The following is a 25,565-nucleotide window of genomic DNA, read 5'->3' on the forward strand; positions in this document are numbered from 1 at the left end:
TTTATTATTAGTTTCATTCTGGTAAATTACAGGGTTACACCTTTTTGAGTATTTCGCTATTACGAATGTATTGAGTCGAAATCTACATGGTGTCTATTTTGGAGGCATTACCATTGCCTTACCATCGATAACAAGTTCACCATGTTGGTTCGTACATGTCGTTCTTAAAATCAGTCTATTCTTTTCTACTATTCTTTCGATAACTTCAACCTTAGCTTCGATTGTGTCACCAAATTTTACCGGTTTTTTAAAGCTCAACTCTTGTGATAAATAAATTGTCCCTGGACCTGGTAAATGAACACCTAAAACAGTTGAAATAAAGCTTGCAGTTAACATACCGTGAGCGATTCTCTCTTTAAACATTCCTTTTTCCGCTTCTACTGCATTGATATGCGCAGGATTAAAATCACCACTAATGCCAGCGTACATATAGACGTCGGACTCGGAAATTGTTTTAGTAAAGCTTGCTGTATCTCCAACTTGTATTGTATCTATCGTTTTAAGCATGAAAAGCCTCCTATTTTAAGCGATTATAAGCGTAAACCACCGTTTACAGATAAATTATGTCCTGTAACAAATGAAGATTCATCACTTGCTAAGAATAATACAGCATTTGCGATTTCTTGAGGTTCTCCTAATCTGCCTAACATCGTTTTAGCTCTGATTGGATCTAAAACTTTATCAGGTACAGTTTGCATCATTTCAGTATTTACATAGCCAGGAGCAACTGAGTTAACTCTAATTGCTTCGCCTTTTCTTGAGAATTCTTTTGCCCATGTTTTAGCAAGGCCAATAACGCCAGCTTTAGTTGCAGCGTAGTTTGATTGTCCAATGTTTCCGTATTCACCAACAACTGAAGCGATGTTTACGATTGAACCTTTCTTTTGCTCTAACATAACAGGTGCGATCGCTTGTGTTAAATTGAAAACGCCTTTTAAGTTAACATCGATAACAAGGTCCCACATTTCTTCAGTCATTTTATTAATCAATGCATCTCTAGTAATACCAGCATTGTTAACTAAAACGTCAATGTGTCCATATTTCTTTACAACATCCGCAACAAACTGTTCAATATCTGTACGTTTTGTTACGTTAAGTTTGTATCCTTCAACGTTTTCACAAGTGTAAGCTAAATCGGACATATCCACAGCTACTACTTGTGCGCCTTCTCTGGCAAACGTTTCACAAATACATCTACCAATGCCTTGAGCGCCGCCAGTTACAACAGCAACCTTACCTTCAAGTCTTTTCATTTCAAACCTCCTAAAATCCCATTGAAATATTGTCGGCATAGAATATTGCAATTTTTATGCCAACTCCTCTGAAGAATCGGCCATCAGAACAAAAAAAAATATGTATATCTGTCATTTTTTCCTGTTCATTTGATGGAACAAATTATACAATACTATTATAACACAACGATAATTATTTGGAGGTAAAAATGGCTAATAATATCAATAATGAGAAAATTAACGCATTTTTAGATTATTTTAACAATACAGGACGCTCATCAGTTGAATTTCTAGTGGATGGTATCGGTTGGTTAATTCTACTTAAAGAGAACATCGAAATCGTGTCTGACAACTGGTTTGCTTCAACTAAGTACAGTGCTTCAACGGTAAAAATACTCGAGCCTGAAACATCTAGCTTGATTTGCTTTACAAACATATATCAAAAGAACTTAACTTTTACTGAAAATGCAAACAACGTTAAATACAACATGCTATTCGATGAAATCTGTATTTTTGTCGATAAGATTGTCGCATTTCACTAATGGTTTCAAAATGAATATTGCATATAAAAAGCATGGTTTCAAATAAAACCATGCTTTTATTTTTTTTGACTTTATATTTGTTTTACCTACTACATCGCCATCTCTGCAATCTTAGCAAGTGGACTACGTTCAACTTGCTTCAATGTGACGTGTCCAGAGAGCTCATATGGTTTCATTTTTTCTATCGTATAGACCAAACCATTTGACTTAGCATCTACCAGAACATTATCTATTTGATTGTCACTTGGATCACCAATGAACACAAATTTTGATCCAAATCCTGCACGCGTCAACATGAGCTTAGCCAAATGTGGTGTAATTTCCTGCGCCTCATCAACGATTACTAAGGCATCTGTCAAAGTTCGCCCTCTCATGTAAGTGAAGGTTTTTGTTTCTATAACACCATATTTTCTATATTGCTCGATAAAGTCTTCTACACTAAACTCAGGTTTTTCTGAGTAGACAAGATGTCTGCCTTTTCCCAAATTTTCCTTTTGTTTTTTGATCACTTTTTGATCGACCAAATTTTCAATTGCATCATAGAAGCTACCCATCCATGGACGTAATTTTTCTTCTTCTGTTCCTGGTAAATAACCAATATCATTTCCAGCTGGCACAACAGGTCTCACAAAGACAATTTTTCTATATTGTCCTTGTTCGATTGCCTTTTGCAGTGCTACTGCAGTAGCTAAAATCGTCTTACCAGACCCAGCACCACCTGAAATAGTAACAAAATGAACATCGGGATTCATAAGTAGTTCATAAGCCATTTTTTGCTCTCTATTGATTGGTGTTAATCCCCATGAAATTTCGTTTTGATATTTAAGAGGTACTATTTTTTTTCCATCATATCGCGCCAAAATTTCATGATTTTCTCGATCCAAACTCTTTACATGTACGAACTCATTTGGAAATAAAGGCTCATCGAAAAAACCTTTTGGATCGAGTCCACCGCTGTATATTTGATCAATTTCCTTGCTAAATAAAAGCTTTTCTATATAACCCTTGTAAAGATCATCTGTATCAATCTTATCATTTTGATAATCCTGGATTTCTAAGCCTATCGCATCGCCTTTGATTGCCATATAAAGATCTTTCGTTACCAAAACGGTTTGGGTTGGTTCATAGATTCTTTGAAGTTGCTTTGCTACAGCTAATATCTTTGTATCATTTTTAGTAAAATCCAAACCATCTGGTAGATTAGAAAAGTCCATATGATTGAGTTCAATTCTCAAAGTGCCACCATTATCTAAAACGACACCCTCAGAAAGCGATCCCCTTTGGCGAATATTACTGAGCTCACGTGCAGCCCATCTTGCATGATAACCGACGATACCTTCTCTTTTTTTTAGATGATCCAACTCTTCAATGCAAATAATCGGAATAATCACATGATTGTCTTCAAACTTGTAAAAGCACTCTGGGTCATGAATCATTACGTTAGTATCTAATATAAAATTCTTAACCATATTTGCCTCCTAGATCGTGATAGTTATAATATAGCATACTTGGATTTTTACATTATTTGAAGCATATTAACTTTTTGTTAAGCCCATAAATATAGAGATAAACTCTATTAATTACGCCTTTATAATTACTTGATTAATTTCTCTACTGATTTAGCATAAATTTGTGCACATTTAATCATAGCATTCAAATCAAAATACTCATCGGTTTGATGTGCTACTTTTTCTTGACCGGGAAATGCAGGACCAAATGCCACGATATTTTTCATTGAACGTGCATAAGTCGCACCACCAGAAGCTGTTGGTTCGCCTGATAACCCAGTTTCTTCAACATAAACTTGTGTTAAAGTTTGAATCAGTTCGGAGTCCTTTTCTATATACAAAGGTGCTAAATAATCGAGTTCTTCGTAAACCAACCCGTATTTTTCAGCAACTCTTGTAATGCCATCTACGATATATTTCTTATCAACCGTTACAGGTATCCTTGCATCAATGCCTATGGTTTCACCAAAGCTTGATAAATCGATCTGATTGACTGAAAAAGTTAATTTACCCGAAGGTTCATCTTGGCAATTACCATAGATTAGCTCGCCATTAAACGTGAATGCAATCTTTTCACTTAAAAAAGCAATCATTGACGATTCAGTTCCGATTTCTTTTAAAGCCATTGCCATTCTCACAATTGCATTTATCCCAGCATTAGGTTTAGCAGAATGTGCACTTTTACCGATGACGAAAAGTTCTTCTTCTTCAAGCTCGTGATCAAATCCCATTTTCTTCAATTGTTTTTCAAGACGATAGATATGATCACCATGATAGGAGGCAGATTCAGGAACTGCGTTCATGGCAGTACCGCCTCTTACTCTAAGCTCAGATTTCTGATCTGATTTTAATCTGAACTGTAATAAGCCTTTTTCAGCGAACACAACAGGAAAGTTCGCATCTGGTGTAAAGCCAGCAACTGGGTTTTCTTCTCTTGAAGAATACCTACAGATACCTCTCCAGCCAGTTTCTTCATCAGTACCTATAATAATTCTCACTCTTTTATTAAATTGTGCTCCAGAATCGATAACCGCCTTTACACCATAAATAGCAGCCATAAGAGGTCCTTTGTCATCTATAGCACCCCTGCCATAAATTTTGCCATCTTCAATTTCACCACTATATGGGGCGTGCTTCCAGTTACTTGCATCACCTTCAGATACAACGTCAATATGACCTAGTATGGCAATCATTTCTTCACCTTCACCATACTCGGCATATCCATAGTAGCCTTCAGGATCATAATAAGTTTTAAAACCTAGCCTTTCACAGATTTCTAGAGTCTTTTTTAACGCATCATCAATTTGCTTTCCAAAAGGTCTCACTTCATCTAACTCGTCTAGTACACTTGGAATCGCTAACAATTCCACCAAAGCTGAAATCATTTCCTTTTGATTTTCAACTACCTTATTACGAACCATCATAACAACGCCCCCTTATCCTTGTGTAGCAACTAGCTGTTTTAATAATATATAACCTATCTCGTGGCGGTAAATCAACAATTTGTGTCAATAGTATAATTATTTTTAATTCCAGCCATATGAACTAAAAAAATTCGCAATATTAAATTCTTCAGACGTCGGTCCTCGGCAAAGCCTGCGGAGCGTCCTACGAATTCAATATTGCGAATTTTAAATACATATTATATCAGTTTGTTTATTTGTTAGTTAAATTTGATAGTTAAATTTAGTAGTTAAATTAAGTAGCAAAATTAATTGTCTAAATAATCAACCAAACTCAATTTTTAACATCAAATATATAATTTAAAACTAAAAATAACTTAGTTCTTAGTGACGAATACGCCAACTTCGTGTCCGTTGAGTTGGTGCATTTCGTATGGTTGATCTTGACCAGCGACTAGAGCGGTTGCCAATGTTTCTGATTTGATATACTCAGCATACGCTTCTACTGCATTTGCAAACGCTTCTGGCGCTTGGTAGTAGATTGTAATTTGATCCATCATTTCATAGTCATTTGCTTTTCTCATTTGTTGAACTCTTGAGATCAGTTCTCTTGCATAACCTTCTGCGATGAGTTCATCCGTTAATTGCGTATCTAGGATGATAAAACGGTTGTTTTCCATTTTAACGGTGAAGCCTTCCTTCGCATTGATGTTAATGAGAACGTGCTCAGCAGTGACTTCAAACGGTTTGCCTTCAAGCTCGATCGTAACACTCTCACCACCGTCGAGTTTCATCGCATAAACTTGCGGGTCGAGTTTGTTTAGCTCAGCTGTGAACGCACCCATACCTTTACCGATAATTGGTCCAAGTACTTTAAAGTTCGGTTTAAGTTGGAAATTCATATAGTTTGGAAGATTATTTGTAAACTCAACGTGTTTTACATTAAGCTCTTCCATTAAAAGTTCCACTAAATCGCCGATTAATTCTTCGTACTTACCATCTACGATAATTTCGTTGATTGGTTGTCTAACTTTAATTTTAACCGATTCACGAGCTGATCTACCTAACGTTGTTAGATCTCTTACAAGGTCCATTCTAGACTCTACGCGTAGGTCGATTAAAGACTCAACGACCTCAGGGTATTGACTAACGTGTACCGAAGCCTCTCCAGTTAAATTTCTATAGATTTCTTCAGTGATGAACGGTGCAAAAGGTGCAGCCAATTGACAGACTGTGATGAGTACTTCATTTGTCGTATTGTAAACTGATTTTTTATCCTCTGTTAATTCAGAATCCCAAAATCTTCTTCTCGATCTTCTGATGTACCAGTTTGATAAATCTTCACTTACAAACTCTTGAATCTTTCTTACTGCTTTAGTCATATCAAACACATTTACGTCTTCACGCACTGCTTTGATTAATGAGTTCAACTTAGATAAAATCCATCGGTCTAGCTCTGGACGATCTTCTGGTTTTACATAGAAGCTGTTAACATCGATTTTATCTGTATTGGCATACAATGTGAAGAAGTTATAAACGTTCTTAATTGTACCAAAGAACTTAGAATTAACTTCAATCAAACCATCTTCGTCAAATTTGGTTGGCGTCCATGCTGGTGATACATAATACAAGTACCATCTCACGACGTCTGCACCGTATTTGTTTAAGAGTTCAAAGGCATCTACACCATTGCCTCTTGATTTAGACATTTTCTTACCAAACTTATCTAAGATCAGATCGTTTACAAGAACATTTTTATATGGTGATTTGCCCATTACAAACGTACTGATTGCGATCAGTGAGTAGAACCAGCCTCTCGTTTGATCGATGCCTTCACAGATAAAATCTGCAGGATATAGCGAATCAAAAATTTCTTTATTTTCAAATGGATAGTGATGTTGTGCAAATGGCATAGAACCACTGTCGAACCAACAGTCGATAACATCTGGCACCCTGTTCATTGTGCCGCCACACTTATCACATTTTAAGTGTACATCATCCACATAAGGTCTGTGTAGCTCAATATCAGATGTAATCGTCTCAACCGCACGATCAACAAGCTCTTGTCTAGAACCAACTGAAGTGGTATGGCCACAGTCACAACGCCAAATATTAAGCGGTGTTCCCCAATATCTACTTCTTGAAATCGCCCAGTCATTTAGGTTTTCAAGCCAGTTACCAAATCTTTTTTCACCAACATAGTCAGGGTACCAATTAACTGAATTATTGTTCTCGATTAATTGATCTTTTAATTTTGTCATCTCGATATACCAGCTTGGTTTTGCATAGTATAAAAGAGGTGTACGACAACGCCAGCAGTGTGGATAGTTGTGATCCATTCTTTGACGTTTGAAAAGCTTGTTGTTCTCAGCTAGCCACGTAACGATTTCTGGGTCTGCATCGATTACAAACGTGCCTTTCCAAGGTGTTTCTGTGTATTTACCTTCTTCATCAACTGGTTGTAGCACTGGTAAATTGTATCTTACACCTGTATTATAGTCATCTTCACCAAATGCAGGTGCAGTATGAACGATACCCGTACCATCTTCTACTGTAACGTAGTCTGCGCAAGTAACAAAGAAAGCTTTTTTCTCAGTGTTAACAAACGGCATGATTTGCTCATACTCAACGTACTCTAAATCTTTACCTTTCATTTCTTCGAGAACTTCAAACTCACCTTCTAATACTTTTGGCGCAAGATTTTTCTCGATGTAATAAACTTCATCGTTGTATCTTACTTTAACATAAGTTTCATTTGGATTTACAGTTAATGCAACGTTTGATGCAAGTGTCCATGGTGTCGTTGTCCAAACAAGGAAGTACTCATCTGCATCTTTACGTTTGAATTTAACATAGACAGTAACGGTTTTGATTTCTTGGTAGCCTTGTGCAACCTCATGTGAAGCAAGACCTGTTCCGCAACGTGGACAGTAAGGTAAGATCTTGTGTCCTTCATAGATTAATCCTTCTTCGAAGAACTTGTTAAGGATCCACCATTCTGTTTCGATATAATCGTTTTCAAGTGTGATATATGGGTGATCAAGATCGATGAGATATGCCATTTTTTTCGTCATTTCTCTCCAAGCATCTTCATACTCAAAAACAGATGAACGACATTGATGGTTAAAGTTCTCAATACCATAAGCTTCAATAGCTGATTTATCATTCAATTTAAGTCTTTTTTCAACTTCAATCTCAACAGGAAGACCATGTGTATCCCATCCTGCTTTACGTTTAACTTGATAGCCTTGCATCGTTTTAACACGGCACACTGAGTCTTTAAGCGCACGTGAAATAACGTGGTGGATTCCCGGTCTACCATTTGCAGTAGGCGGTCCTTCATAAAAAATAAATGCAGGCTTACCCTCTCTGCTATCAACACTTAACTTCAATAAGTCGATGTCTTCCCAATAATCTCTGACGAGTTTTTCGTTGTCTGCCACTGCATTTTTAGCCAATTCTTTGTAGCTCATCTTAGTCATCCTTTCAATCCGTATTTCAAAAAAATAAAATCCCATAGCTTGCGCTATGGGACGAATAAACCGTGGTACCACCCAAATTTCACTCATAGGAGTGCTTCATTCATGATAACGGTATTTAACCGGTTCTCGCTACTGTGAGTTCACAAGAACAACTATGGGTGATATTCATTATAAAGCGCCATGTCAATTTTCACCAGCCATTGACTCTCTGAATGGATTTATAACTACTCGTCCCAATATTAGTTTATGTCTTATTAGTTTTTTATAATTATAGCTGAATAAAGATAAAGCGTCAACAGTAATTGTTACTCAGACATTGTATCATCAAGTGCTTTAAGCTGATTTTCAACTAACATTTTAAAGCGCATTTGGAAGGATTGTAACGCATGCTTCGCTTCTTCGTGTCTTTTAATAACGGTGAGTACTTCGTTATTTGCATCACTGATGATCGATTTCGCTTGATCATCTGCTTTTTGAATGATGAAATCCGCTTTTTCATGTGCTGACTTGATCATCTCTTCTGAAGTGCGTTGCGCAAGTATCATCGCTTCATTGATGGTTCTTTCCATCACTTGATAGCGATCAAGCTGCTTTTCCATCTCACTGATTTTAGCTGTGGTTTCAATGTTGACCTGTATTAACTCTTCCATGCTTCTAACGATCAATGCGAGGTATTCTTCCACTTCCACTTCGTTATAACCACGTAAGCTCTTTGAAAACTGTTTGTTTTGAATATCAAGTGGTGTCAACATACTTCTTCCCCCTATCGCTTATAAAGTGATAAAATCACTCTAATTCTCTCTTTTTTAGTGGTGCCCTCAATTGCATTTAAAACCATTCTTCCAAATCCGCGAACGGATATCATATCATTTTGCTCTAACTGATGATCCGTTTTCACACAGATTTGATGGTTCACTTTAACGCGCTCAGATTCAATGAGCTTTTGCGTTTCTGATCTGGATAAGTTATAGCCTGCTGCAATTACAGCGTCCAGCCTTAGGCTTTTAACTGTGGTCATCGTCTCTTTCGTATCGACATATTTCTCTGTTGCCTGTTCAATTGGTATGCGATTAATCGATATAGATGCACGACCAACCTGTTCAAGATGCATGCAAATGTAATCTTCCAGTTCTTTTGAAACCAATACTTGTGCACTTTTGTCTGTTATGACGATGTCGCCGATTTTTTCGCGTTTGATTCCAAGTGCCATGAGCGCGCCTAAAACGTCCTTGTGTTCAATTTTATTAAACTTAGTATTATAAGTTATCTCGAGCAGGCTAACGCTGTTATGAGGCAACACAGGCTCAGAATACTCAGTCCTAAAGATGAGCTTTGCCCGTTCGGCACCACTAAATCCACTAAGCTTTTCACAAATGATTTCGTCTGCATATTTAGAAGCCATTTGCTCAAAGCAAAAGATCAGATCTGGGGTCAAAAAATCGCTGATATTGGTTTCAAAATATGCTTCAGTATCGACCAGATTGTCTAAAGTTTTTAGAAACAATCCATCAGCATCGATAAATGAAGCATATTGTTTGAGTATTGCATTTTTATTTATCACAACGTTAAGGCGAACCTTGAGACCATACCCATTAGAACCTGTATTAAAATCAAAGCGACCAATGGACTAAAATCTACCATATTGCCGCCGATTTTAAGTTTAAATAACAGATTTCTAATTGGACTTAGTATAGGTTCAGTGATTTGAATTAAAAATCTCATAATCGGATTTCTCGGATCGCGAATAAACCAAGATAGTATTGCTCTACCAAAAATGAGGTATAGAACAACTTCTAAAAAATAATAGATTGCAACTACTAGCTCTTTCATACTTCCCCTTTCAATTACTCACGAAGCCAATTGTTAATTGGTGCTTCGGTTTTATTTATGACGTCTCCTGTTATGTCTACATTTTGAGGTGCTAATATGAAGATGCCCTTAGCAACTTGCTGGATATGACCATCTAATGCATATAGTGCACCAGAGCAAAAGTCAAAAATCTTACGACCTAGATCTTTATCTAAATCAGAAATATTCATGACAACTGGTCTTCTGCTCTTTAATGTATCGACGATATTAGTTGATTCTTCAAAACTCTTAGGATTAAACAGCACCACATTCATTTGTGCATTTGAGTGGATGTTTAAGATTTTATTAGACGTTTTAATCGTGTTCATCGATTTGTTCGATGCGTCTGAAATAGCATTTAAAGTCATGTTCGTTTCTTCAGTTTCAAGGTCTGTTCTCTTCATATCTTGATAGAAGTCTTCGGTTCTATCTTCAGCTTCTTCATGTGAGTCAACACCCCAGAAAAACTTAATCTTGTCAATAAAGCGATCCGCCATTTATATGCCTCCTCTTAGGATTTAATAATTTCTGTTACCATAAATTCTAGTACCCACACGAATCATGTTAGCGCCTTCTTCAATCGCTACACCAAAATCACCCGACATACCCATTGATAGATATTTTGCTGCCACATTATCGATTTTAATATCATCAAGGCGATCAAAGAGCCCTTTCATCACCTTAAAGTCACCCCTTAAAGTTTCTGGATCATCGACAAAAGGTGCGATGTTCATAAGTCCACAAACTTTGATGTTTTTAAGATTGCCAATTTCTTTTATAAGATCGATTACATTTTCAGGTGACACGCCAAACTTCTGAGTTTCATCAGCGACATTGACTTGAATCAGAACCTCTTGAACTTTTCCAATCTTTTGTGCACGAGATGATATTTCCTCAGCCAATTTGAGACTGTCTACCGAATGAATTAAATCAACCTTATCAATTATATATTTTACTTTATTTGTTTGTAAATGTCCAATCAGATGCCATTTTACACCCTTTGTCACTTGATCGTATTTTCGAGTAATCTCTTGTACCTTATTTTCACCGATATCGGTTATCCCATATGCGATAGAAGCGTTCATAACATCTGCTTCATATGTCTTTGTAACACCTATGAGTGTTATTTCATCTCTATTTCTCGAAGCTCTTTTACAAGCTTCATTAATTTCTAATTCTAGTGCTTCCAGTTGAGTTTTTAAATAACTTAACGCCACTGCTTGCCTCCACAATTATTTAATTCTATCGCCTGCCTTATATTGACTTGCGCCTCGGACAACCTCTTGATTTTGTTTGATGCTCCTAACGATTCCTTTGGTTTGATCAAAGTATTGCTCGTTATAAACGATTGCAGACTCATCGTCGTAGCCAAGTATTTTAACCGGTGTGAAAACCAGTTTTCGTTCTTTATCCACGACATATACACCAATTTGACCATCGATATTGACGATTGAATCCATCTCTATCTTCAGTCCTCTATAGTTTTCTCTTACAATACTACAGTTGATGATTCTGCGATTAAAGAAGCCATCAAAACCTTCTCTAAGTTGAATGACAGCTACCGCGTTTTGGTCGTTTGTAAAAACGTCGTAGACATCGCCTTCAAGACTTTTCCCATCGATAACAACCGTTATCTTTTGAACGTTTTTATAGGTCTCAATTTCTTCATTTGAAACGATGGCAGCAATAAAATAATTGACATTATCAACGATCTTAAACAATTTATCCTTCGGTTTTACCGAAGCATGTACCAATGAGGTTTCATTTAGTACCAAAGAACTAATCTCATCATAGTTGATGTTATACAAGTTATCAATAGTCAGAAAGTCCTCATATCCATCCGTTTTATAGGTTAAGATACCACTTGCAGGTGCGTAGATTGCTTGTTTTTGACCTTCTAATAGAATGCCTTCACCGATTGTCTTTTCAGCATATGATGCCGTTCTATTAGACAAGAACTTGTTTTCAGTTTGCAACTTTTCCAAACGATCTAGCTTCTGAATTAACTGTTGCTTTAAAACGGGAATTTCATCAAACTGTTTTGCATTCATACTAAAGATAATCTGATTTTTTAATGTAGTGATATCGTATTCAAGGGAGTTGTAATCGAACTCAATTTTTTTACGATTTTCTTCACGTTCATCGGCAGCAGCTTCTTCTGATGTTGTGCCATCATTATATATTTCAGCGATTTGATGGTTTTTAGTAACAATTTCACCCTCATTTGCAAAGTAAGTGATTTTCCCCGTTAAATTTGTATCGACAATCAGCTCATTTCTCAATACCAAAGCTGAATATTGATTCTCAATATTAAGGTTACCTACCTCTACCAAATAGGTTGATTGTTCATTATAAAACAAGTCTAAACCTAACCTTATGACAAAATAGAAAAAAATACCGACAACTGCTAGGCTTACCACTATTCTGCCATATTTTGGCCGTCGCTTTTTACGTTTCTTTATCGCCATAAATTACCTCATCAAGCGTATTATTTCCAACCGTCTAAGTTAGTAGCATAATCATCGAGTTCGTGTTTTCTCTGACGTGTCATCAGATGACCAACTGCATCTCTAGCGTTTTTACCTTCGTATAGAACACGATAAAGCTCTGTCGTAATTGGCATCTCAATATTGTAGCGTTCCTTTAAAAGATAAGCTGCCTTAATCGTAAAAGCGCCTTCCACTACCATACCGATTTCCTTTGTTGCTTCTTCAAGTGGTTTGCCTTGTCCAAGTAAAATACCACAGCGTCTATTTCTACTGTGCATACTGGTACAAGTTACGATCAAGTCTCCCACACCCGTTAAACCTTTAAAGGTCTCCATATTGGCACCCATCTCATTACCTAATGTTGCAATTTCCTTTATACCTCTTGTAATGAGTGCTGCCTTTGCATTGTCACCATATCCTAAACCATCACTTACGCCAGCACCAAGTGCAATGATGTTCTTTAGTGCACCACTGATTTCAACACCTATGACATCAGGGTTTGTATAAACGCGCATGTAGTCATTTGAAAACAAGTCTTGAACCAGCTCCGCAGCCACTCTAGACTTTGACGCTGATACCAACGCTGTCGGTAGCTTCAATGCCACTTCTTCAGCATGTGATGGACCAGATAAAACCACAAATGTAGCGCCTGGTAAAAGTCTATCAGTGATTTGTGACATTGTCTCAAGACCATCTAAATCGATCCCCTTAGAAACGTTGACTAAGATGGTGCTTTGATTGATATATTTTTCTTCAATTAAGGATTGAAGTGTTTTACCATATTGTTGTGATGGAACAGAAAATAAAACTAGTTCTGCGTCTTGAAAAGCTTCATCTTTATTATTTGTAAATGCGATTGTCTCAGGAATAATGATTTCAGGGAGATATTTCGCATTTTTATGTGTTCGATTAATTTCATCTATTTGTTCTTTATTTCTTGCCCATACTTTAACCTGGTGACCATTTTCATTTAGTACCATAGAAAGCGCTGTACCCCAGCTTCCGGCAGCAATGACAGTTACTCTCAAATTGTCCTCCTTGCGATGAATCAGTTGTTTCAATCTAACCTACATTATACCACACTATAGTGCTAATCTCCATCTTCCTCATCACTATCGTCATCATCATCATCGTCGTCTTCGTCGTCATAATCATCGTCATCTTCATCATCTTCATCAAAGATATCCCAAGGGTTTTGGCGTATGAGAGGGTTGCCCTCATCATCTTCATCTTCAATTAAATCATCATCCAAATCGTCCTCAGGTCTTGGTCCTTCATCATAAGGTAATTCCATTTTTGCCTCCAACTTTTTGTCGAATTACAATTCTAAAAAAAGGCACAGTCAAACTGCGCCTAAATTGATAAAATTACTCGCCACCTCTTGGTTTTACTTTAAATACAATAGGCGTACCTTCATAATTGAAATTTTTTCTTATTTGGTTTTCCAAATATCTCACATAAGAGAAATGTGCTAACTCTCTTTCATTAACGAAAAGTACAAAAGTTGGCGGCTTAACTGAAGCTTGTGTTGCATAATAAATTTTTAGACGTTTCCCCTTATCAGATGGCACTTGATTAAGCGCAATCGCTTCATTGATAATATCATTTAACACACCCGTCGATATACGAAGTGCATGGTTGTTATTAACATATACAGCTTGCTCAAGTAGTTGCATGAGTCTTTGGCCTGTGAGTGCAGAAACAAACGCCACAGGTGCATACGCCATAAATGGGAACTCTTCTCTAATGCGTTTTTTAAATTCGTTAAAAGTGTGATTGTCCTTCTCAATTGAATCCCATTTATTAACGACAAAGATTGAAGCTTTACCGGCTTCATGCGCATAGCCAGCAACTTTTTTATCCTGTTCTGTAATACCTTCACTGGCATCAATTAAAATAAAACAGACATCTGAACGTTCTATCGCCGCAATCGTTCTAAGTACGCTATATTTTTCAATAGACTCGTTGACCTTCGATTTTCTTCTGAGCCCAGCGGTATCGATTAAAACAAACTTTTGATCTTGATATGTGAAAGGCGTATCGATTGCATCGCGAGTCGTACCTGCTATAGGTGAAACGATAACCCTATTTTCGCCTATAATTTTATTCACCATTGATGATTTACCTACATTTGGTTTACCAATTAAAGCTATTTTAATTGTATCATCGTCCTCTTCAAGTACATCATTTGCTGGGAAAAGTGCAACAATATCGTCTAATAAGTCACCAAGTCCCATGGCATTAACCGATGAAATCATTACTGGTTCACCAAGGCCTAAAGTATAATAATCATAAAAATGATCTGGTTTTTTATATTGATCAATTTTATTCAATACTAATACAACTGGCTTTTTTGACACTCTTAACATATGTGCAATTTCTTCATCTGCCGTTGTATAAGTGTGCTTGCCATCGCAAACGAATACGATAACATCAGCTGTATCGATAGCGATTTGCGCTTGATCTCTCATTTGAGATAATATGATATCGGTTGAAGATGGCTCAATACCACCTGTATCAATCATAATAAATTTGTGTGTTAACCATTCGCAATCAGCATAAACTCTATCTCTTGTTACACCTGGGGTATCCTCAACGATGGATATCCTAGCACCTGCGATTCTATTAAAAAAAGTCGATTTTCCGACATTCGGTCGCCCAACAACAGCAACTATTGGTTTTCTATACATTTTTACCTCCGCCTGTTAAGTTGTCAATTAAAGCATAACCAGTACACTCTACCTTAATGAAAGGTAAGCCAAATGACTGTGACAACTCTTCTAATGTTACATCATCTAATAGTACTTCTTCTGAATCTCGAAACATCGCACTCGGCAGTAAAACCTGATCATAGCGATTCTGATCCAAAAGCAACTTAATTTGCTCTTTAATGTCTTTACCAGTCAGCAGTCCAGCAACCGTGATTCTTTCACCAAAAAACCGGTTGACTATAGTAGCGACATCGACCTTTAGCTCTGGTACATGGTTCATAATTTTTGTACAAAGGGCTTCCACAAAAGGTCCAGCTGCTGTGCCAGTTACAATTAGCGATTTAGGATATGACTTTATTTTAAACTGACTACCAGCTAAAACCTCAGTCACCTCAGTCGTTAATTTTCTTATCATACCGATACCATCCTCAAGCTGGATATAAGACTCATATGCAGCATCTTCAGGGAATGGTTGCTCAGCTAATATATAAAATTCATCTGCTAAAAAAGCAAATCTAGTATCTAATTGATTGAGTGCATGTATTTGAAAACGATGCACGCGTTCGATGGTATCTAATGCGCTTACCTTGTCAAAGCCCCTCATTTCTATAAGGCCCTCTCTAAACTGCGTTAAACCTATAGGTACGATTGCGACGCTATTAAGATTAGGATGAAACACCATTAAATCATTTAAGGTTCGATCTAGTGCGGCTTGATCATTATAGCCAGGACAAAGTACAATTTGTGCATTGACGATGATACCATTATCGATTAATTTTTTCAAACGTTCCATAATATGCCCTGCAAAGCGATTATTGAGCATCACCTTTCTGAGCTCAGGATCTGTCGTATGAACAGAAACATTTATTGGACTGATTCTATATCGAATGATACGATCGATGTCTTCGTCTTTTAGATTGGTAAGTGTCACGAAATTGCCTTGTAAAAATGACAACCTTGAATCGTCATCTTTAAAGTATAAGGATTCTCTCATTCCTTTAGGGAGTTGATCGATAAAGCAAAAAACACAGTTGTTGGTACAGCTACGTGCATGATCAATAATTGGATTATCAAACTCTACACCAAGTGTTTCGTCAAAATCCTTATCGACTTCAATTTCCCAAATTTCACCGTCTTTTTTTTCAATTTCTAATACAACAGACTCATCATTGATTAAAAACATATAATCGATAATGTCGTTTATTGGGTTGCCATTAATAGCAATTAAACGATCGCCAACCTCTATTTCCAACTCTTCAGCAAGAGAATTCGCCTCAACTGATTTTATAAAACTCATTTTTCTACCTTTCTAAAAAACACAGTACAACCAATATTCTATTTTAATATACCGCCCTATGAATTACAACTTTTATTTTTTTGATATAAAAGAACTAAGTGAGCCTCTTGGATAACCAGTCCTTCTATGTGAATGATACAGCTCCGACATACAAATAGTACAATCTTCTATCGTTTCAATATTTGAATTATCTACACCATCAGCAACTAAGATCAAACGATTCGCAAGTTTAAGGTCAAGATCGTATTTATCATCACGCGGATTTAAAAATATTTGTGATAGCTGCTCCTGGCTGTATTTCAATGTAAATCCATCATATACTCTTTGATCTACTTCATAGCAACAAACAGCTGCACACTGACCAATCCCTACATTGATTTTTTCCTTAGGGTAGCCATACTGATGCAACTGATCAATGATTTCAAGTGCCATTAAGTTTGAGGTTCCCTTCCAACCACTGTGAACACTTCCAATCCATTTATGATCATATGATTCATAGACAAGAGGAACGCAATCGGCATAAAAAGTCATCAACACGACATCATCTCGACACGTTAACAAGCCATCTGTTTCTGAGGCTACGTATAACTTATATGAGTCGAGTGCTGATCCTGTGGTATCCATCTTAATTAGGTTATCAAAATCGAAATCATGTGTAATTTCCAAAATGTTATTCGAATGCACCTGTTGCGTCGCAATGATTGTCTTATTTTCAATTTTCAGGTCCGACAACACGCGATATATGTTTTCATAAACTGATATTTTATCATCGTCACCAAAAAAACTAGTATTCAAAGTGCTATAAGGACCTTGACTGACACCGCCAAGACGCGTTGTAATTCCGTTCTTGCTTTTTATAATGTCAAATTGCTTATAGCGGTTTGTGATGTCCTTCATCAGTGACTCCTTTCTAAAAATACATCGAAACAAAATCATAAAAAAAAGCAGTATTCACTGCTTTTAGTATATCGTTTATCAAAATCAAAATGACTCTGAAATGCTTCAACTCTTTGCTTTTTCATGAAGTAATTTGGTTAATTCATTTATAAATGTATTGATATCCTTAAATTGGCGATAAACCGAAGCAAATCTTACATATGCGACTTCATCCAAATCCTTAAGCCCCGACATAACGAGTTCACCAATTAATTCTGACTGAATTTCCTTCTCCATCGAAGTATGCATACGCGTCTCTATTTGGTCGATTAATCTCTCCATTTGCTCCATTGATACAGGTCTTTTTTCGCAAGCTCTGATAATGCCATTTAGCACTTTCATCCTGTTGTATGATTCACGGGTGCCATCTTTTTTGACAATGATAATTGGGATTTCTTCAATTTTTTCATAAGTTGTAAATCTTTGAGCGCAATTGATACATTCTCTTCTACGTCTTATCACATGACCGTCATCTGTGGGCCTTGAATCGATGACTTTGGATTCTAAACTGCTACAATATGGACACTTCATCACTTCACCTCTTTTTCAATGGTTTTTTGATTAAACGATTACGCCATCGGTTTTAAAAAAAAACCTTGCTAGAAGCAAGGTTATCTTTTCTTTCTTAAAAATGTCGGAATGTCAAATGTGTCATCCTCATCAGGGTCAGCTTCTGTAGGTTGAACCCTAACAGTTTCAGTTTTAACTTGTGGCTTATTAACTTTAACTTCCTGTCTTGTTTCAACTTTAGGTAAATCAAAGCCTGTTGCGATTACTGTAACTGTGATTTCATCTTTTAATGACTCATCAATTACAGCACCCATAATGATATTTGCTTCAGGATCAGCTTCTTGGTATACCAAATCAGCAGCTTGTTGAATTTCCATCATTCCAAGCGATTTGCCACCACGAATATTTAAAAGTATGCCTTTAGAACCTTTAATTGAAGTTTCTAATAAAGGACTGTGTATTGCTTGGTTCGTCGCTTCTATAGCGCGATCTTCGCCACTTGAAGATCCAATACCCATATGTGCCAAGCCTTGCTCAAACATAATTGTTTTAACATCGGCAAAGTCCACGTTAATAAGGCCGGTTTCAGTAATTGTATTAGAAATACCTTGAACCCCTTGACGTAAAACATCATCAGCGATGGTAAACGCATCAAGGATTGAAGTTCTTTTTTCTACGATTTCAAGTAAACGATCATTTGGAATTGTAATCAACGTATCAACACGTTTTTTCAACTCTTCGATGCCTTCTTCCGCATGCTTCATTCTTCTCTTACCTTCGAATGAAAACGGCTTTGTAACGACACCAACCGTTAAAATACCCATTTCTTTTGCAATTTCAGCAACGATAGGTGCAGCTCCTGTACCAGTACCACCGCCCATACCAGCTGTGATAAACACCATATCGGCACCTTGAAGTGCTTGAAAAATATCATCGCGACTTTCTTCAGCAGCCTTCTTACCCACTTCTGGGTTTGCGCCTGCGCCAAGTCCTCTTGTTAATTTTTCACCAATTTGCAATTTATATTCAGCTGCCGAGCTGTAAAGGGCTTGTTTATCTGTATTGATTGCGATAAATTGTACGCCTTTTAAATTAGACTTAATCATTCTGTTAACAGCGTTATTACCACCGCCACCAACACCAATTACTTTAAGCTGGGCAAATTCTTCAACAGCAACATCAAATTCTAACATGAAAATCCTCCTTATCCCGCAAAGTAACAATTCTCAGGTGTTTATAATCTCTATCTATTAAAAACAATATACTTTAACTTTTATCTTATTAATTGTCCTTATAAAACGTCCCTGACTCGTAAAAATCTATGAGTGTTTCGCAATATGTATTGCTTAAAATACCTAGATTTCCACTACATATAGTATATACTCTTTTTATATTTTTTGGAATATTTTTTTTTATAAAATCGTGTGATTTAGTCATTTGTACATCAATTTAGGACTTAATGCCTAAAAATTGACATGTATTTCACATACAATAGACTATTTCCCCCTATATCGATCAATGGTATATCGTCTGATACTACCGATATTGTTAAATAAACGCGTTCCAAATACAAAGATCGCTGCATAGTAAATTGGAACGCCTAGTTTATCTCCTAAGAAAGATAACAGGATTGCCATAATAGCATTTACGAAAAAACCAGTGATAAATATGACACCATCAAACTTATTTTCTAAGCTTGCACGGAGTGCACCAATAATTGAATCAATTGCCGCTAAAATACCGACTGAGATATACAGAGATGAAATTGTTGAAAATTCAAATGGTATATAAAGTCCTAGTAAAATACCTAATAAAATACCTACAATAGCTATTAACATATCCATACCTCTCTAATTCAAGTATTCATAGCTTACAAAACCTTCATACGCAGGTATCGTAACGCTTATGGATGTATTTACTTCCACAAATACACCCCAGCTTCTCAAACTTTCGCTAAAGCTGCCAGGTGCATTAATTGCCGATTCTAAAAATTTACGATCGCCAATGGCTTCAATCACATACGGCGGCGCAAATACTTGATCGTTAATTTTAATCGTTGGACCAGTACACTGAATATTAGACTTGTTAAATACAACCCGTTGACCATTGATTGCGATCGCCTCTGCGCCTGCATTTCTCAAATCATCAACCATCGCTCTAATATCAATATCATGTACCAGCACCATGTTGGGATCCTCATTCTCAATTAACTCTCTCGTACCATCAGTTACGATGATTACAACACCTGGTCCTTCTACACGTGTTAGTCCAGCCGTTTCCTTTGTCAATTCGATTTCGGATTTTAGAAAACCTTCATAGTCAATGTCGGTATCATCCTTTGCAGTTTGATAAGCTTCGATTTGGGCTCTAAGTTCTTCAACCTTACTATTCAATTGTATTAACTCAGACTTTTGACTTTCCAGCTCTATACTTTGTGCATACATCTCTTTAATCGAGAGGTATTTAATCCCACTATCTAACGCTTTTATTTGTAGCGCAATCATGAGACCTAAAAGAACTGAAAGCAATAGAAATCTCTGCTTTTTACTCATCTATTTCACCGTTGTTGCATACCTAAATTTTATACTGCCGTTAAAAGCTGGGATTTCCAAGCTTTCAACCTGCTTAACTTCAACATAATATCCAGATTCCTGAAGGTTTTGAACCACGCCAAATCTGATATTAATTGCACTATCCAAAGTTTCTGAACTACCGATTGCCTTGATGACAAACGGTGGCGAAATTGGTATCGTATTGACATTAACCTGACTGCCTGCAAGACGTACCTCAGTACTATTGACCATTCTTTGATCATTAATTGAGATTGCTTCCGCTCCTGCTGAGTTAAGCTCATTGATTAAGTCTAAAAGCATTTTATAGTCAAGCGCAATATTCTTTTCTAAACCCACATTCAAGTCTTTAGGCGGATTATCGATCGTCACTAATATGCCCGTCCCAGAAACCTTTGTCATGCCTGAAAACGCCTTATATCGATTGAGTTCCTCTGTTAAGCTCTTTACAATTGCATTTTCCTCAGAGGCAGAATTCTGAATTTTATCAAGTTGGTCTTCCAACCTTTCAACTTCCTCTACGAGTCTTTCCTTTTCAGCTTTTACTGCAGAAAGCTCATTGAGAATCTCTGTTGTCTTCTGAGTTGGACTTTGCCCATTTAAATATGTGCCCTGAACAAACTTCATTTGAAAAGCGATGAAAACACCTAATACGATACACGCTATTCCAATCCAAATATTATCTTTCTTAAACATATTTACTCTCCAAATGGTCGATACACTGGTAAGCCATCACTGCTTACATCAATCGTTCCAGTAGTCACTTCATCCTGCTTTAAAGAAGCATATATATTGATAAAAGCATTAAACTTGCTTTCAATATTCTCACCAACGCCAAACTTTACCTTTAACTGACCTAAACTTAATATGATATTACGATCTTTAAAGACAATCAGTGGATCACATTCCAGTTCGCTTTCATCTATGAGTTTTAACAAATCCACTATGTTTTCAAGGACGTAAAGCTGTTGAACATCGATTACCTTACCAGCCGAATAACTATCAAAAGCAAAGCCTTCAATAGTGAATCCCTCATTTTCTTTAGCCAAAACCTCTAGAACATGAAGCTGATCGTCTAATGAAAGAACGATATCAGAATATCTAATATTAAAAAAATGCTTTCTATACACGATCTCGAAAGTCACCGCATTGGGAAACTGCTTTGTCGCTGTAGCATATCGTACATATGGATGGGTCATCAACTTCTTAGCGGCCTCATCCGTATTGATTTCAAAATAGGGTGTCCCCTTTTGAATCCCTGAATATCTTAATATATCGTATTCATCCATGTGTTCATTTGGATTGAAATAGACCTCATGAATTCTTAGCAAGTCTGTATTGAAATAAAGATAAACACCACCCGCAATCACTCCGATAATTACTAATGCGATTAAAATTCTCTTTATTGCCTTTAGCAAATTAGCCTCCGTTTAATCACTTACTTTTCTAATTACAGCTGCAATTGCATCCATTGTTTTGGATAAATCAATCTTATTACAATTGGCTCTCATTATTTCCAGCTTAGCTCGATCTTTATAAAAATCAATAATGGTATGACCAATTAATGATTCGTTCATATCTTCTTCTCTCATGACGACACCCATGCCGTATTTATCCATTAGCTGTGCGTTTAACAATTGATGATTATTGGCTACGTTTGGAGAAGGAATAATGACAGACGGTGCTTTGGACGCAATAATTTCATTAATAGTCGATGCTCCTGCTCTAGATATAACCAAATCTGCAGCACTTAAATAAACTGCCATATCCTTAAGATAAGGTAACAAAGTGACATTCTCACCAACCTCATATATCCCTTTTTCTATATCTTCAAGTACATAAGGATAATATCTAGTTCCAGTTTGATGGATAAACTTGATATCCGAAAAATCCTTAAACTGTGCATAGCTTGATAACATAATATGGTTGAGCTTCATTGCACCATTACTACCACCCACTGTAAGAACCATCATCATATCTTTTGGTAAACCGAGCTTCATTCTAGCTTGATCTCTCGGCGTTGTAAAAAACACATCTTGAATTGGCATACCTGTATAGACCGTTTTCTCTGGATGATGAAAGTGCTGTTTACACTCTTCAAAAGATAACATAACAACGTCCACAAAACGACTTAACAATCTATTGGTTAAACCAGGATATGCGTTTTGCTCATGAATAATCGTTGGAACGCCCTTTATAGCACCGACAAACACGGTTGCACCAGCGACGTATCCACCTGTACCTATTATCAGATCCGGTTTAAACCGTTTGATAATGCCGCTTGCTTGCCACATGCCTTTAAATAAAGTACCAATCGATTTGATGGTCTTAAAAGAAAACTTTTTATTAAGTGGTGCAACGTCTATACCGACATAGTTAAATCCTTTTTTAGTAACAATTTCTTTTTCCATGCCGTTTTTTGACCCTATATACATAATTTCAAGAGGTCGAAACTCTTTTTTCATTTTTTCTGCAATTGCGATTGCTGGATAGATGTGTCCACCTGTACCGCCGCCTGTAATTAAAACTCTCATAAAATTCTCCGAATTCTTATTCTTCTTCGTTCTTATCCTGTCGCCGTACAGCATGCTTTGATATGTTCAACATAATGCCGATCGAACCGAGCAGAATGGAAATACTTGTCCCTCCATAGCTAATAAAAGGAAGCGTTACACCCGTTGCAGGCATCGAAGAAGTCGCTACCGCATAATTCATAAGAATCTGCAAACCTAGCATACTTGTAATGCCAGTCGCGATTAACATAGAGAAAATATCCGGCGCATTCATAGCAATTTTAACACAACGATACATCAATATCAAAAATAATATTAACAGTCCAACTGTACCGATTAAGCCAAGTTCTTCACCAACAGTTGCTAGAATAAAGTCATTTTGAGGTTCTGGAATATACAGCTTGTTCTGAGTACTCATCCCGAGTCCAACACCAAAAATACCACCTGTACCAAGAGCGTATAGAGATTGAACAACTTGATAGGATTCATCTTTATCGTATTGAAATGGGTTTAAAAATGCAATTAGCCGATCCCATCGATAGGGAGAAATTTTTACGAAAATCCAACCGATAATCCCTGCTATACTGGTAAATCCAATCACGTAAAACCATCTTAGCCCGGATACAAATAACATGATTGCCATTACCCCTGCAAGTATAACAGCAGTACTCATGTTGGGTTGCTTCATTACCAGCATAAAAACCGTTCCAATGATGATGAGATAGATCAATAAAACCTTAAACTTATTAAGCGATTTATAATTGAGCTCCAAACTAAATGCAAAGAAGATAATCATACCAATTTTGGCGATTTCAGCAGGCTGAAATCGCTGTCCCATTATAGAAATCCATCTTTGTGCATTATTGACAGTGACCCCATTCACAAGTACGTAAACCAGTAAAAAGAGGCTCAACACAAACAAAGGAATTGCAAATTTCCTATAAATCTTATAATCGACAAATGAAGCAATAATCATTGCAACGATGCCTAAAATTATCCAGCCTAAATCGGATGTAAAAAAATGCATTTTATTTTGCATCTTATCGATTGCATAATAATAACTTGAACTAAATACCATTAGAAGTCCAAATGATACGAGTATTAAAGTTATTACCAACAATGGATAATCCATTTTATTTTGCTTCATAATTGCCTCTCATTCAAAGTTACTTTAAATCCAATACACACTTTTTAAAATGATCACCACGTTGTTCGAAATTATCATACATGTCCCAACTTGCACAAGCTGGTGATAACAGAACAACTTCACCACTTCGTGCATGCTCATGTGCAAAGGCAACTGCTTCTTCCATAGAATTAACACTTGTTATTTGCTCAAACCCGTGCTTAATTGCTTCCTGTTTAAGTATGTCTTTGGTTGCTCCAAGTAATATTAGATGCTTAATGGTTGCACCAAACACTTCAAACATTGGGCCAAAGTCACTTTTTTTATCATAACCGCCAGCAATTAAGTAAGTATTAGATGGCATTGCTTGAATGGCTTTAATCGTAGAATCTGGATTCGTTCCCTTTGAATCATTATAATATTTTACGCCATCAATTTCCGCAGTGAACTCAATTCGATGTTCAACACCTGCAAAGGTTCTCAGGCCCATAGCAATAGTTGCAACGTCAATCCCAGCTAAAAAGCATATTAAACTGGCAGCAAGTGCATTCTCTTCGTTGTGACTGCCAAATATCTTCATTTCCTTGATCGCACAGACATCAGTAACAGTGCCATTAAACTTTATTTTAAGCCAACCAGCTTCAATAAATGCACCTTCAATGTCTTGATTCATTCTTGAAAAATATAGTTTTTTACCTTTTGAATTACTTCCCATAGCACGGGTTTCAATATCATCATAATTCAAAACCAGAAAATCATCTGCTGTTTGATTTTCATATATTCTCATTTTTGCTTCACTATATCCTGCCATCGTCTTATGTCTGTTAAGGTGATCAGGTGTAAGATTTAAAATTGCAGCGATATGCGCTCTAAACTCTACTATGGTCTCAAGCTGAAAGCTGCTTAGTTCAGTGACAAAAGTCGTTTGTTCATCTGACTCGAGCGCTCTTGAAGCAACTGGAACGCCAATATTTCCAACTGTAAAAGACTTCTTTCCTGACAGTTCAAAAATCAAACCCGTTAAAGCAGTCGTTGTCGTTTTGCCATTTGTACCTGTGATGCCAACAAACTGACCTTTGCTATAACGATATGCAAGTTCAACTTCTCCAATAATTGGAACATTGTTTTCTTTTAAATTATTGACAAACGGAATATCCAAAGGAACACCTGGACTGATCACAGCTAGATCGAATTTTGAAACCTGCTCTGGATGATACCCATAAAAAGCGTCTGAAACAAACGGCTTTACCTCTTCTACTAATTCGCCTAATTTCTCTTCACTTTTTATATCGGTACAAGTCACAATGGCACCTAATTGATGTAATAACGTAATAGCCGAAACCCCAGATTTTGCTAGTCCTACTACGATTACCTTCTTATCTTTTAGCATATATACTC

At 36.7% G+C, this 25,565-nt stretch carries 26 protein-coding genes and 1 other annotated feature; of the genes, 1 reads left to right on the forward strand and 25 read right to left on the reverse strand.

Annotation, left to right across the window (positions count from 1 at the left end; all coding sequences use genetic code 11):
- Positions 1 to 93 precede the first annotated feature (93 nt).
- A complete protein-coding gene (locus AC4PID_RS18360) occupies positions 94 to 507 on the reverse strand; it encodes a MaoC family dehydratase (RefSeq protein ID WP_492133444.1) in 414 nt (137 codons plus the stop codon).
- Positions 508 to 530: 23 nt separating this feature from the next.
- Positions 531 to 1,253: a beta-ketoacyl-ACP reductase gene (locus AC4PID_RS18365; protein WP_492133445.1), complete on the reverse strand. Its 723-nt coding sequence runs from the start codon at positions 1,251 to 1,253 to the stop codon at positions 531 to 533.
- A gap of 188 nt (positions 1,254 to 1,441) precedes the next feature.
- Between AC4PID_RS18365 and AC4PID_RS18370 the strand changes: the two genes are divergently transcribed.
- Positions 1,442 to 1,774 carry a hypothetical protein gene (locus AC4PID_RS18370; RefSeq protein ID WP_492133446.1) on the forward strand — a complete coding sequence of 111 codons (333 nt, stop codon included), beginning with the start codon at positions 1,442 to 1,444 and terminating at the stop codon, positions 1,772 to 1,774.
- A gap of 89 nt (positions 1,775 to 1,863) precedes the next feature.
- On the opposite strand, the gene AC4PID_RS18375 is transcribed toward AC4PID_RS18370, so the two are convergent.
- From AC4PID_RS18375 to murD, 23 genes are all read right to left on the reverse strand, one after another.
- On the reverse strand, positions 1,864 to 3,243 hold the full coding sequence (locus AC4PID_RS18375; RefSeq protein WP_492133447.1) for a PhoH family protein: 1,380 nt from the start codon (positions 3,241 to 3,243) through the stop codon (positions 1,864 to 1,866).
- 125 nt (positions 3,244 to 3,368) lie between these two features.
- Entirely contained in the window at positions 3,369 to 4,706 is a 1,338-nt protein-coding gene (locus tag AC4PID_RS18380; protein ID WP_492133448.1) for a Sapep family Mn(2+)-dependent dipeptidase, read from the reverse strand.
- A 356-nt stretch (positions 4,707 to 5,062) separates the two neighbouring features.
- Complete coding sequence (gene ileS, locus AC4PID_RS18385; protein ID WP_492133449.1) at positions 5,063 to 8,158, reverse strand: isoleucine--tRNA ligase; 3,096 nt, start codon at positions 8,156 to 8,158, stop codon at positions 5,063 to 5,065.
- A 53-nt stretch (positions 8,159 to 8,211) separates the two neighbouring features.
- Positions 8,212 to 8,417: a binding site (T-box leader), on the reverse strand.
- A 55-nt stretch (positions 8,418 to 8,472) separates the two neighbouring features.
- Complete coding sequence (locus AC4PID_RS18390) at positions 8,473 to 8,919, reverse strand: DivIVA domain-containing protein (RefSeq protein ID WP_492133450.1); 447 nt, start codon at positions 8,917 to 8,919, stop codon at positions 8,473 to 8,475.
- Positions 8,920 to 8,930: 11 nt separating this feature from the next.
- Positions 8,931 to 9,728, reverse strand: a complete 798-nt coding sequence (locus AC4PID_RS18395) for a YlmH family RNA-binding protein (protein ID WP_492133451.1) — start codon at positions 9,726 to 9,728, stop codon at positions 8,931 to 8,933.
- Positions 9,725 to 9,997 carry a YggT family protein gene (locus tag AC4PID_RS18400; RefSeq protein ID WP_492133452.1) on the reverse strand — a complete coding sequence of 91 codons (273 nt, stop codon included), beginning with the start codon at positions 9,995 to 9,997 and terminating at the stop codon, positions 9,725 to 9,727. The genes AC4PID_RS18395 and AC4PID_RS18400 overlap by 4 nt, the downstream gene beginning before the upstream one ends.
- A gap of 14 nt (positions 9,998 to 10,011) precedes the next feature.
- Positions 10,012 to 10,512 carry a cell division protein SepF gene (locus tag AC4PID_RS18405; protein ID WP_492133453.1) on the reverse strand — a complete coding sequence of 167 codons (501 nt, stop codon included), beginning with the start codon at positions 10,510 to 10,512 and terminating at the stop codon, positions 10,012 to 10,014.
- 21 nt (positions 10,513 to 10,533) lie between these two features.
- Complete coding sequence (locus AC4PID_RS18410; protein ID WP_492133454.1) at positions 10,534 to 11,232, reverse strand: YggS family pyridoxal phosphate-dependent enzyme; 699 nt, start codon at positions 11,230 to 11,232, stop codon at positions 10,534 to 10,536.
- A 15-nt stretch (positions 11,233 to 11,247) separates the two neighbouring features.
- The gene (locus tag AC4PID_RS18415; protein WP_492133455.1) at positions 11,248 to 12,483 is read right to left on the reverse strand and encodes a biotin/lipoyl attachment domain-containing protein; all 1,236 of its coding nucleotides are present in this window, start codon (positions 12,481 to 12,483) and stop codon (positions 11,248 to 11,250) included.
- A 20-nt stretch (positions 12,484 to 12,503) separates the two neighbouring features.
- The gene (locus tag AC4PID_RS18420; RefSeq protein ID WP_492133456.1) at positions 12,504 to 13,532 is read right to left on the reverse strand and encodes an NAD(P)H-dependent glycerol-3-phosphate dehydrogenase; all 1,029 of its coding nucleotides are present in this window, start codon (positions 13,530 to 13,532) and stop codon (positions 12,504 to 12,506) included.
- A 62-nt stretch (positions 13,533 to 13,594) separates the two neighbouring features.
- Entirely contained in the window at positions 13,595 to 13,798 is a 204-nt protein-coding gene (locus AC4PID_RS18425) for a hypothetical protein (protein WP_492133457.1), read from the reverse strand.
- Between the two features lie 73 nt (positions 13,799 to 13,871).
- Positions 13,872 to 15,194 (reverse strand): ribosome biogenesis GTPase Der, encoded by a 1,323-nt coding sequence (der, locus tag AC4PID_RS18430; protein WP_492133458.1) that lies wholly within the window; start codon positions 15,192 to 15,194, stop codon positions 13,872 to 13,874.
- Positions 15,187 to 16,512, reverse strand: a complete 1,326-nt coding sequence (locus AC4PID_RS18435) for a DUF512 domain-containing protein (RefSeq protein ID WP_492133459.1) — start codon at positions 16,510 to 16,512, stop codon at positions 15,187 to 15,189. Before AC4PID_RS18435 ends, der begins: the two co-directional genes overlap by 8 nt.
- Positions 16,513 to 16,584: 72 nt before the next feature.
- The gene (locus AC4PID_RS18440; RefSeq protein WP_492133460.1) at positions 16,585 to 17,409 is read right to left on the reverse strand and encodes a purine nucleoside phosphorylase YfiH/LACC1 family protein; all 825 of its coding nucleotides are present in this window, start codon (positions 17,407 to 17,409) and stop codon (positions 16,585 to 16,587) included.
- Between the two features lie 105 nt (positions 17,410 to 17,514).
- Positions 17,515 to 17,979 (reverse strand): transcriptional regulator NrdR, encoded by a 465-nt coding sequence (gene nrdR / locus AC4PID_RS18445; protein ID WP_492133461.1) that lies wholly within the window; start codon positions 17,977 to 17,979, stop codon positions 17,515 to 17,517.
- Between the two features lie 80 nt (positions 17,980 to 18,059).
- Positions 18,060 to 19,151: a cell division protein FtsZ gene (gene ftsZ, locus AC4PID_RS18450; RefSeq protein WP_492133462.1), complete on the reverse strand. Its 1,092-nt coding sequence runs from the start codon at positions 19,149 to 19,151 to the stop codon at positions 18,060 to 18,062.
- A gap of 303 nt (positions 19,152 to 19,454) precedes the next feature.
- Complete coding sequence (locus tag AC4PID_RS18455) at positions 19,455 to 19,796, reverse strand: small basic family protein (RefSeq protein WP_492133463.1); 342 nt, start codon at positions 19,794 to 19,796, stop codon at positions 19,455 to 19,457.
- A gap of 12 nt (positions 19,797 to 19,808) precedes the next feature.
- A complete protein-coding gene (locus AC4PID_RS18460; protein ID WP_492133464.1) occupies positions 19,809 to 20,510 on the reverse strand; it encodes a DUF881 domain-containing protein in 702 nt (233 codons plus the stop codon).
- The gene (locus AC4PID_RS18465) at positions 20,511 to 21,224 is read right to left on the reverse strand and encodes a DUF881 domain-containing protein (RefSeq protein WP_492133465.1); all 714 of its coding nucleotides are present in this window, start codon (positions 21,222 to 21,224) and stop codon (positions 20,511 to 20,513) included.
- Between the two features lie 2 nt (positions 21,225 to 21,226).
- Positions 21,227 to 21,946: a cell division protein FtsQ/DivIB gene (locus AC4PID_RS18470; protein ID WP_492133466.1), complete on the reverse strand. Its 720-nt coding sequence runs from the start codon at positions 21,944 to 21,946 to the stop codon at positions 21,227 to 21,229.
- 12 nt (positions 21,947 to 21,958) lie between these two features.
- Positions 21,959 to 23,062 (reverse strand): undecaprenyldiphospho-muramoylpentapeptide beta-N-acetylglucosaminyltransferase, encoded by a 1,104-nt coding sequence (gene murG / locus AC4PID_RS18475; RefSeq protein ID WP_492133467.1) that lies wholly within the window; start codon positions 23,060 to 23,062, stop codon positions 21,959 to 21,961.
- A gap of 16 nt (positions 23,063 to 23,078) precedes the next feature.
- Positions 23,079 to 24,188, reverse strand: a complete 1,110-nt coding sequence (ftsW, locus tag AC4PID_RS18480; RefSeq protein ID WP_492133468.1) for a putative lipid II flippase FtsW — start codon at positions 24,186 to 24,188, stop codon at positions 23,079 to 23,081.
- Positions 24,189 to 24,207: 19 nt separating this feature from the next.
- Complete coding sequence (murD, locus tag AC4PID_RS18485) at positions 24,208 to 25,557, reverse strand: UDP-N-acetylmuramoyl-L-alanine--D-glutamate ligase (protein WP_492133469.1); 1,350 nt, start codon at positions 25,555 to 25,557, stop codon at positions 24,208 to 24,210.
- Positions 25,558 to 25,565: the final 8 nt, after the last annotated feature.

Source organism: Fusibacter sp. QWL-12, from assembly GCF_058683495.1.

Coding starts and splice junctions, on each gene's coding strand:
- AC4PID_RS18360 (WP_492133444.1), bottom strand. CDS start 507: ATGCTTAAAACGATAGATACAATACAAGTTGGAGATACAGCAAGCTTT.
- AC4PID_RS18365 (WP_492133445.1), bottom strand. CDS start 1,253: ATGAAAAGACTTGAAGGTAAGGTTGCTGTTGTAACTGGCGGCGCTCAA.
- AC4PID_RS18370 (WP_492133446.1), top strand. CDS start 1,442: ATGGCTAATAATATCAATAATGAGAAAATTAACGCATTTTTAGATTAT.
- AC4PID_RS18375 (WP_492133447.1), bottom strand. CDS start 3,243: ATGGTTAAGAATTTTATATTAGATACTAACGTAATGATTCATGACCCA.
- AC4PID_RS18380 (WP_492133448.1), bottom strand. CDS start 4,706: ATGATGGTTCGTAATAAGGTAGTTGAAAATCAAAAGGAAATGATTTCA.
- ileS (WP_492133449.1), bottom strand. CDS start 8,158: ATGAGCTACAAAGAATTGGCTAAAAATGCAGTGGCAGACAACGAAAAA.
- AC4PID_RS18390 (WP_492133450.1), bottom strand. CDS start 8,919: ATGTTGACACCACTTGATATTCAAAACAAACAGTTTTCAAAGAGCTTA.
- AC4PID_RS18400 (WP_492133452.1), bottom strand. CDS start 9,997: ATGAAAGAGCTAGTAGTTGCAATCTATTATTTTTTAGAAGTTGTTCTA.
- AC4PID_RS18405 (WP_492133453.1), bottom strand. CDS start 10,512: ATGGCGGATCGCTTTATTGACAAGATTAAGTTTTTCTGGGGTGTTGAC.
- AC4PID_RS18415 (WP_492133455.1), bottom strand. CDS start 12,483: ATGGCGATAAAGAAACGTAAAAAGCGACGGCCAAAATATGGCAGAATA.
- AC4PID_RS18425 (WP_492133457.1), bottom strand. CDS start 13,798: ATGGAATTACCTTATGATGAAGGACCAAGACCTGAGGACGATTTGGAT.
- der (WP_492133458.1), bottom strand. CDS start 15,194: ATGTATAGAAAACCAATAGTTGCTGTTGTTGGGCGACCGAATGTCGGA.
- AC4PID_RS18435 (WP_492133459.1), bottom strand. CDS start 16,512: ATGAGTTTTATAAAATCAGTTGAGGCGAATTCTCTTGCTGAAGAGTTG.
- AC4PID_RS18440 (WP_492133460.1), bottom strand. CDS start 17,409: ATGAAGGACATCACAAACCGCTATAAGCAATTTGACATTATAAAAAGC.
- nrdR (WP_492133461.1), bottom strand. CDS start 17,979: ATGAAGTGTCCATATTGTAGCAGTTTAGAATCCAAAGTCATCGATTCA.
- ftsZ (WP_492133462.1), bottom strand. CDS start 19,151: ATGTTAGAATTTGATGTTGCTGTTGAAGAATTTGCCCAGCTTAAAGTA.
- AC4PID_RS18455 (WP_492133463.1), bottom strand. CDS start 19,796: ATGTTAATAGCTATTGTAGGTATTTTATTAGGTATTTTACTAGGACTT.
- AC4PID_RS18460 (WP_492133464.1), bottom strand. CDS start 20,510: ATGAGTAAAAAGCAGAGATTTCTATTGCTTTCAGTTCTTTTAGGTCTC.
- AC4PID_RS18465 (WP_492133465.1), bottom strand. CDS start 21,224: ATGTTTAAGAAAGATAATATTTGGATTGGAATAGCGTGTATCGTATTA.
- murG (WP_492133467.1), bottom strand. CDS start 23,062: ATGAGAGTTTTAATTACAGGCGGCGGTACAGGTGGACACATCTATCCA.
- ftsW (WP_492133468.1), bottom strand. CDS start 24,188: ATGAAGCAAAATAAAATGGATTATCCATTGTTGGTAATAACTTTAATA.
- murD (WP_492133469.1), bottom strand. CDS start 25,557: ATGCTAAAAGATAAGAAGGTAATCGTAGTAGGACTAGCAAAATCTGGG.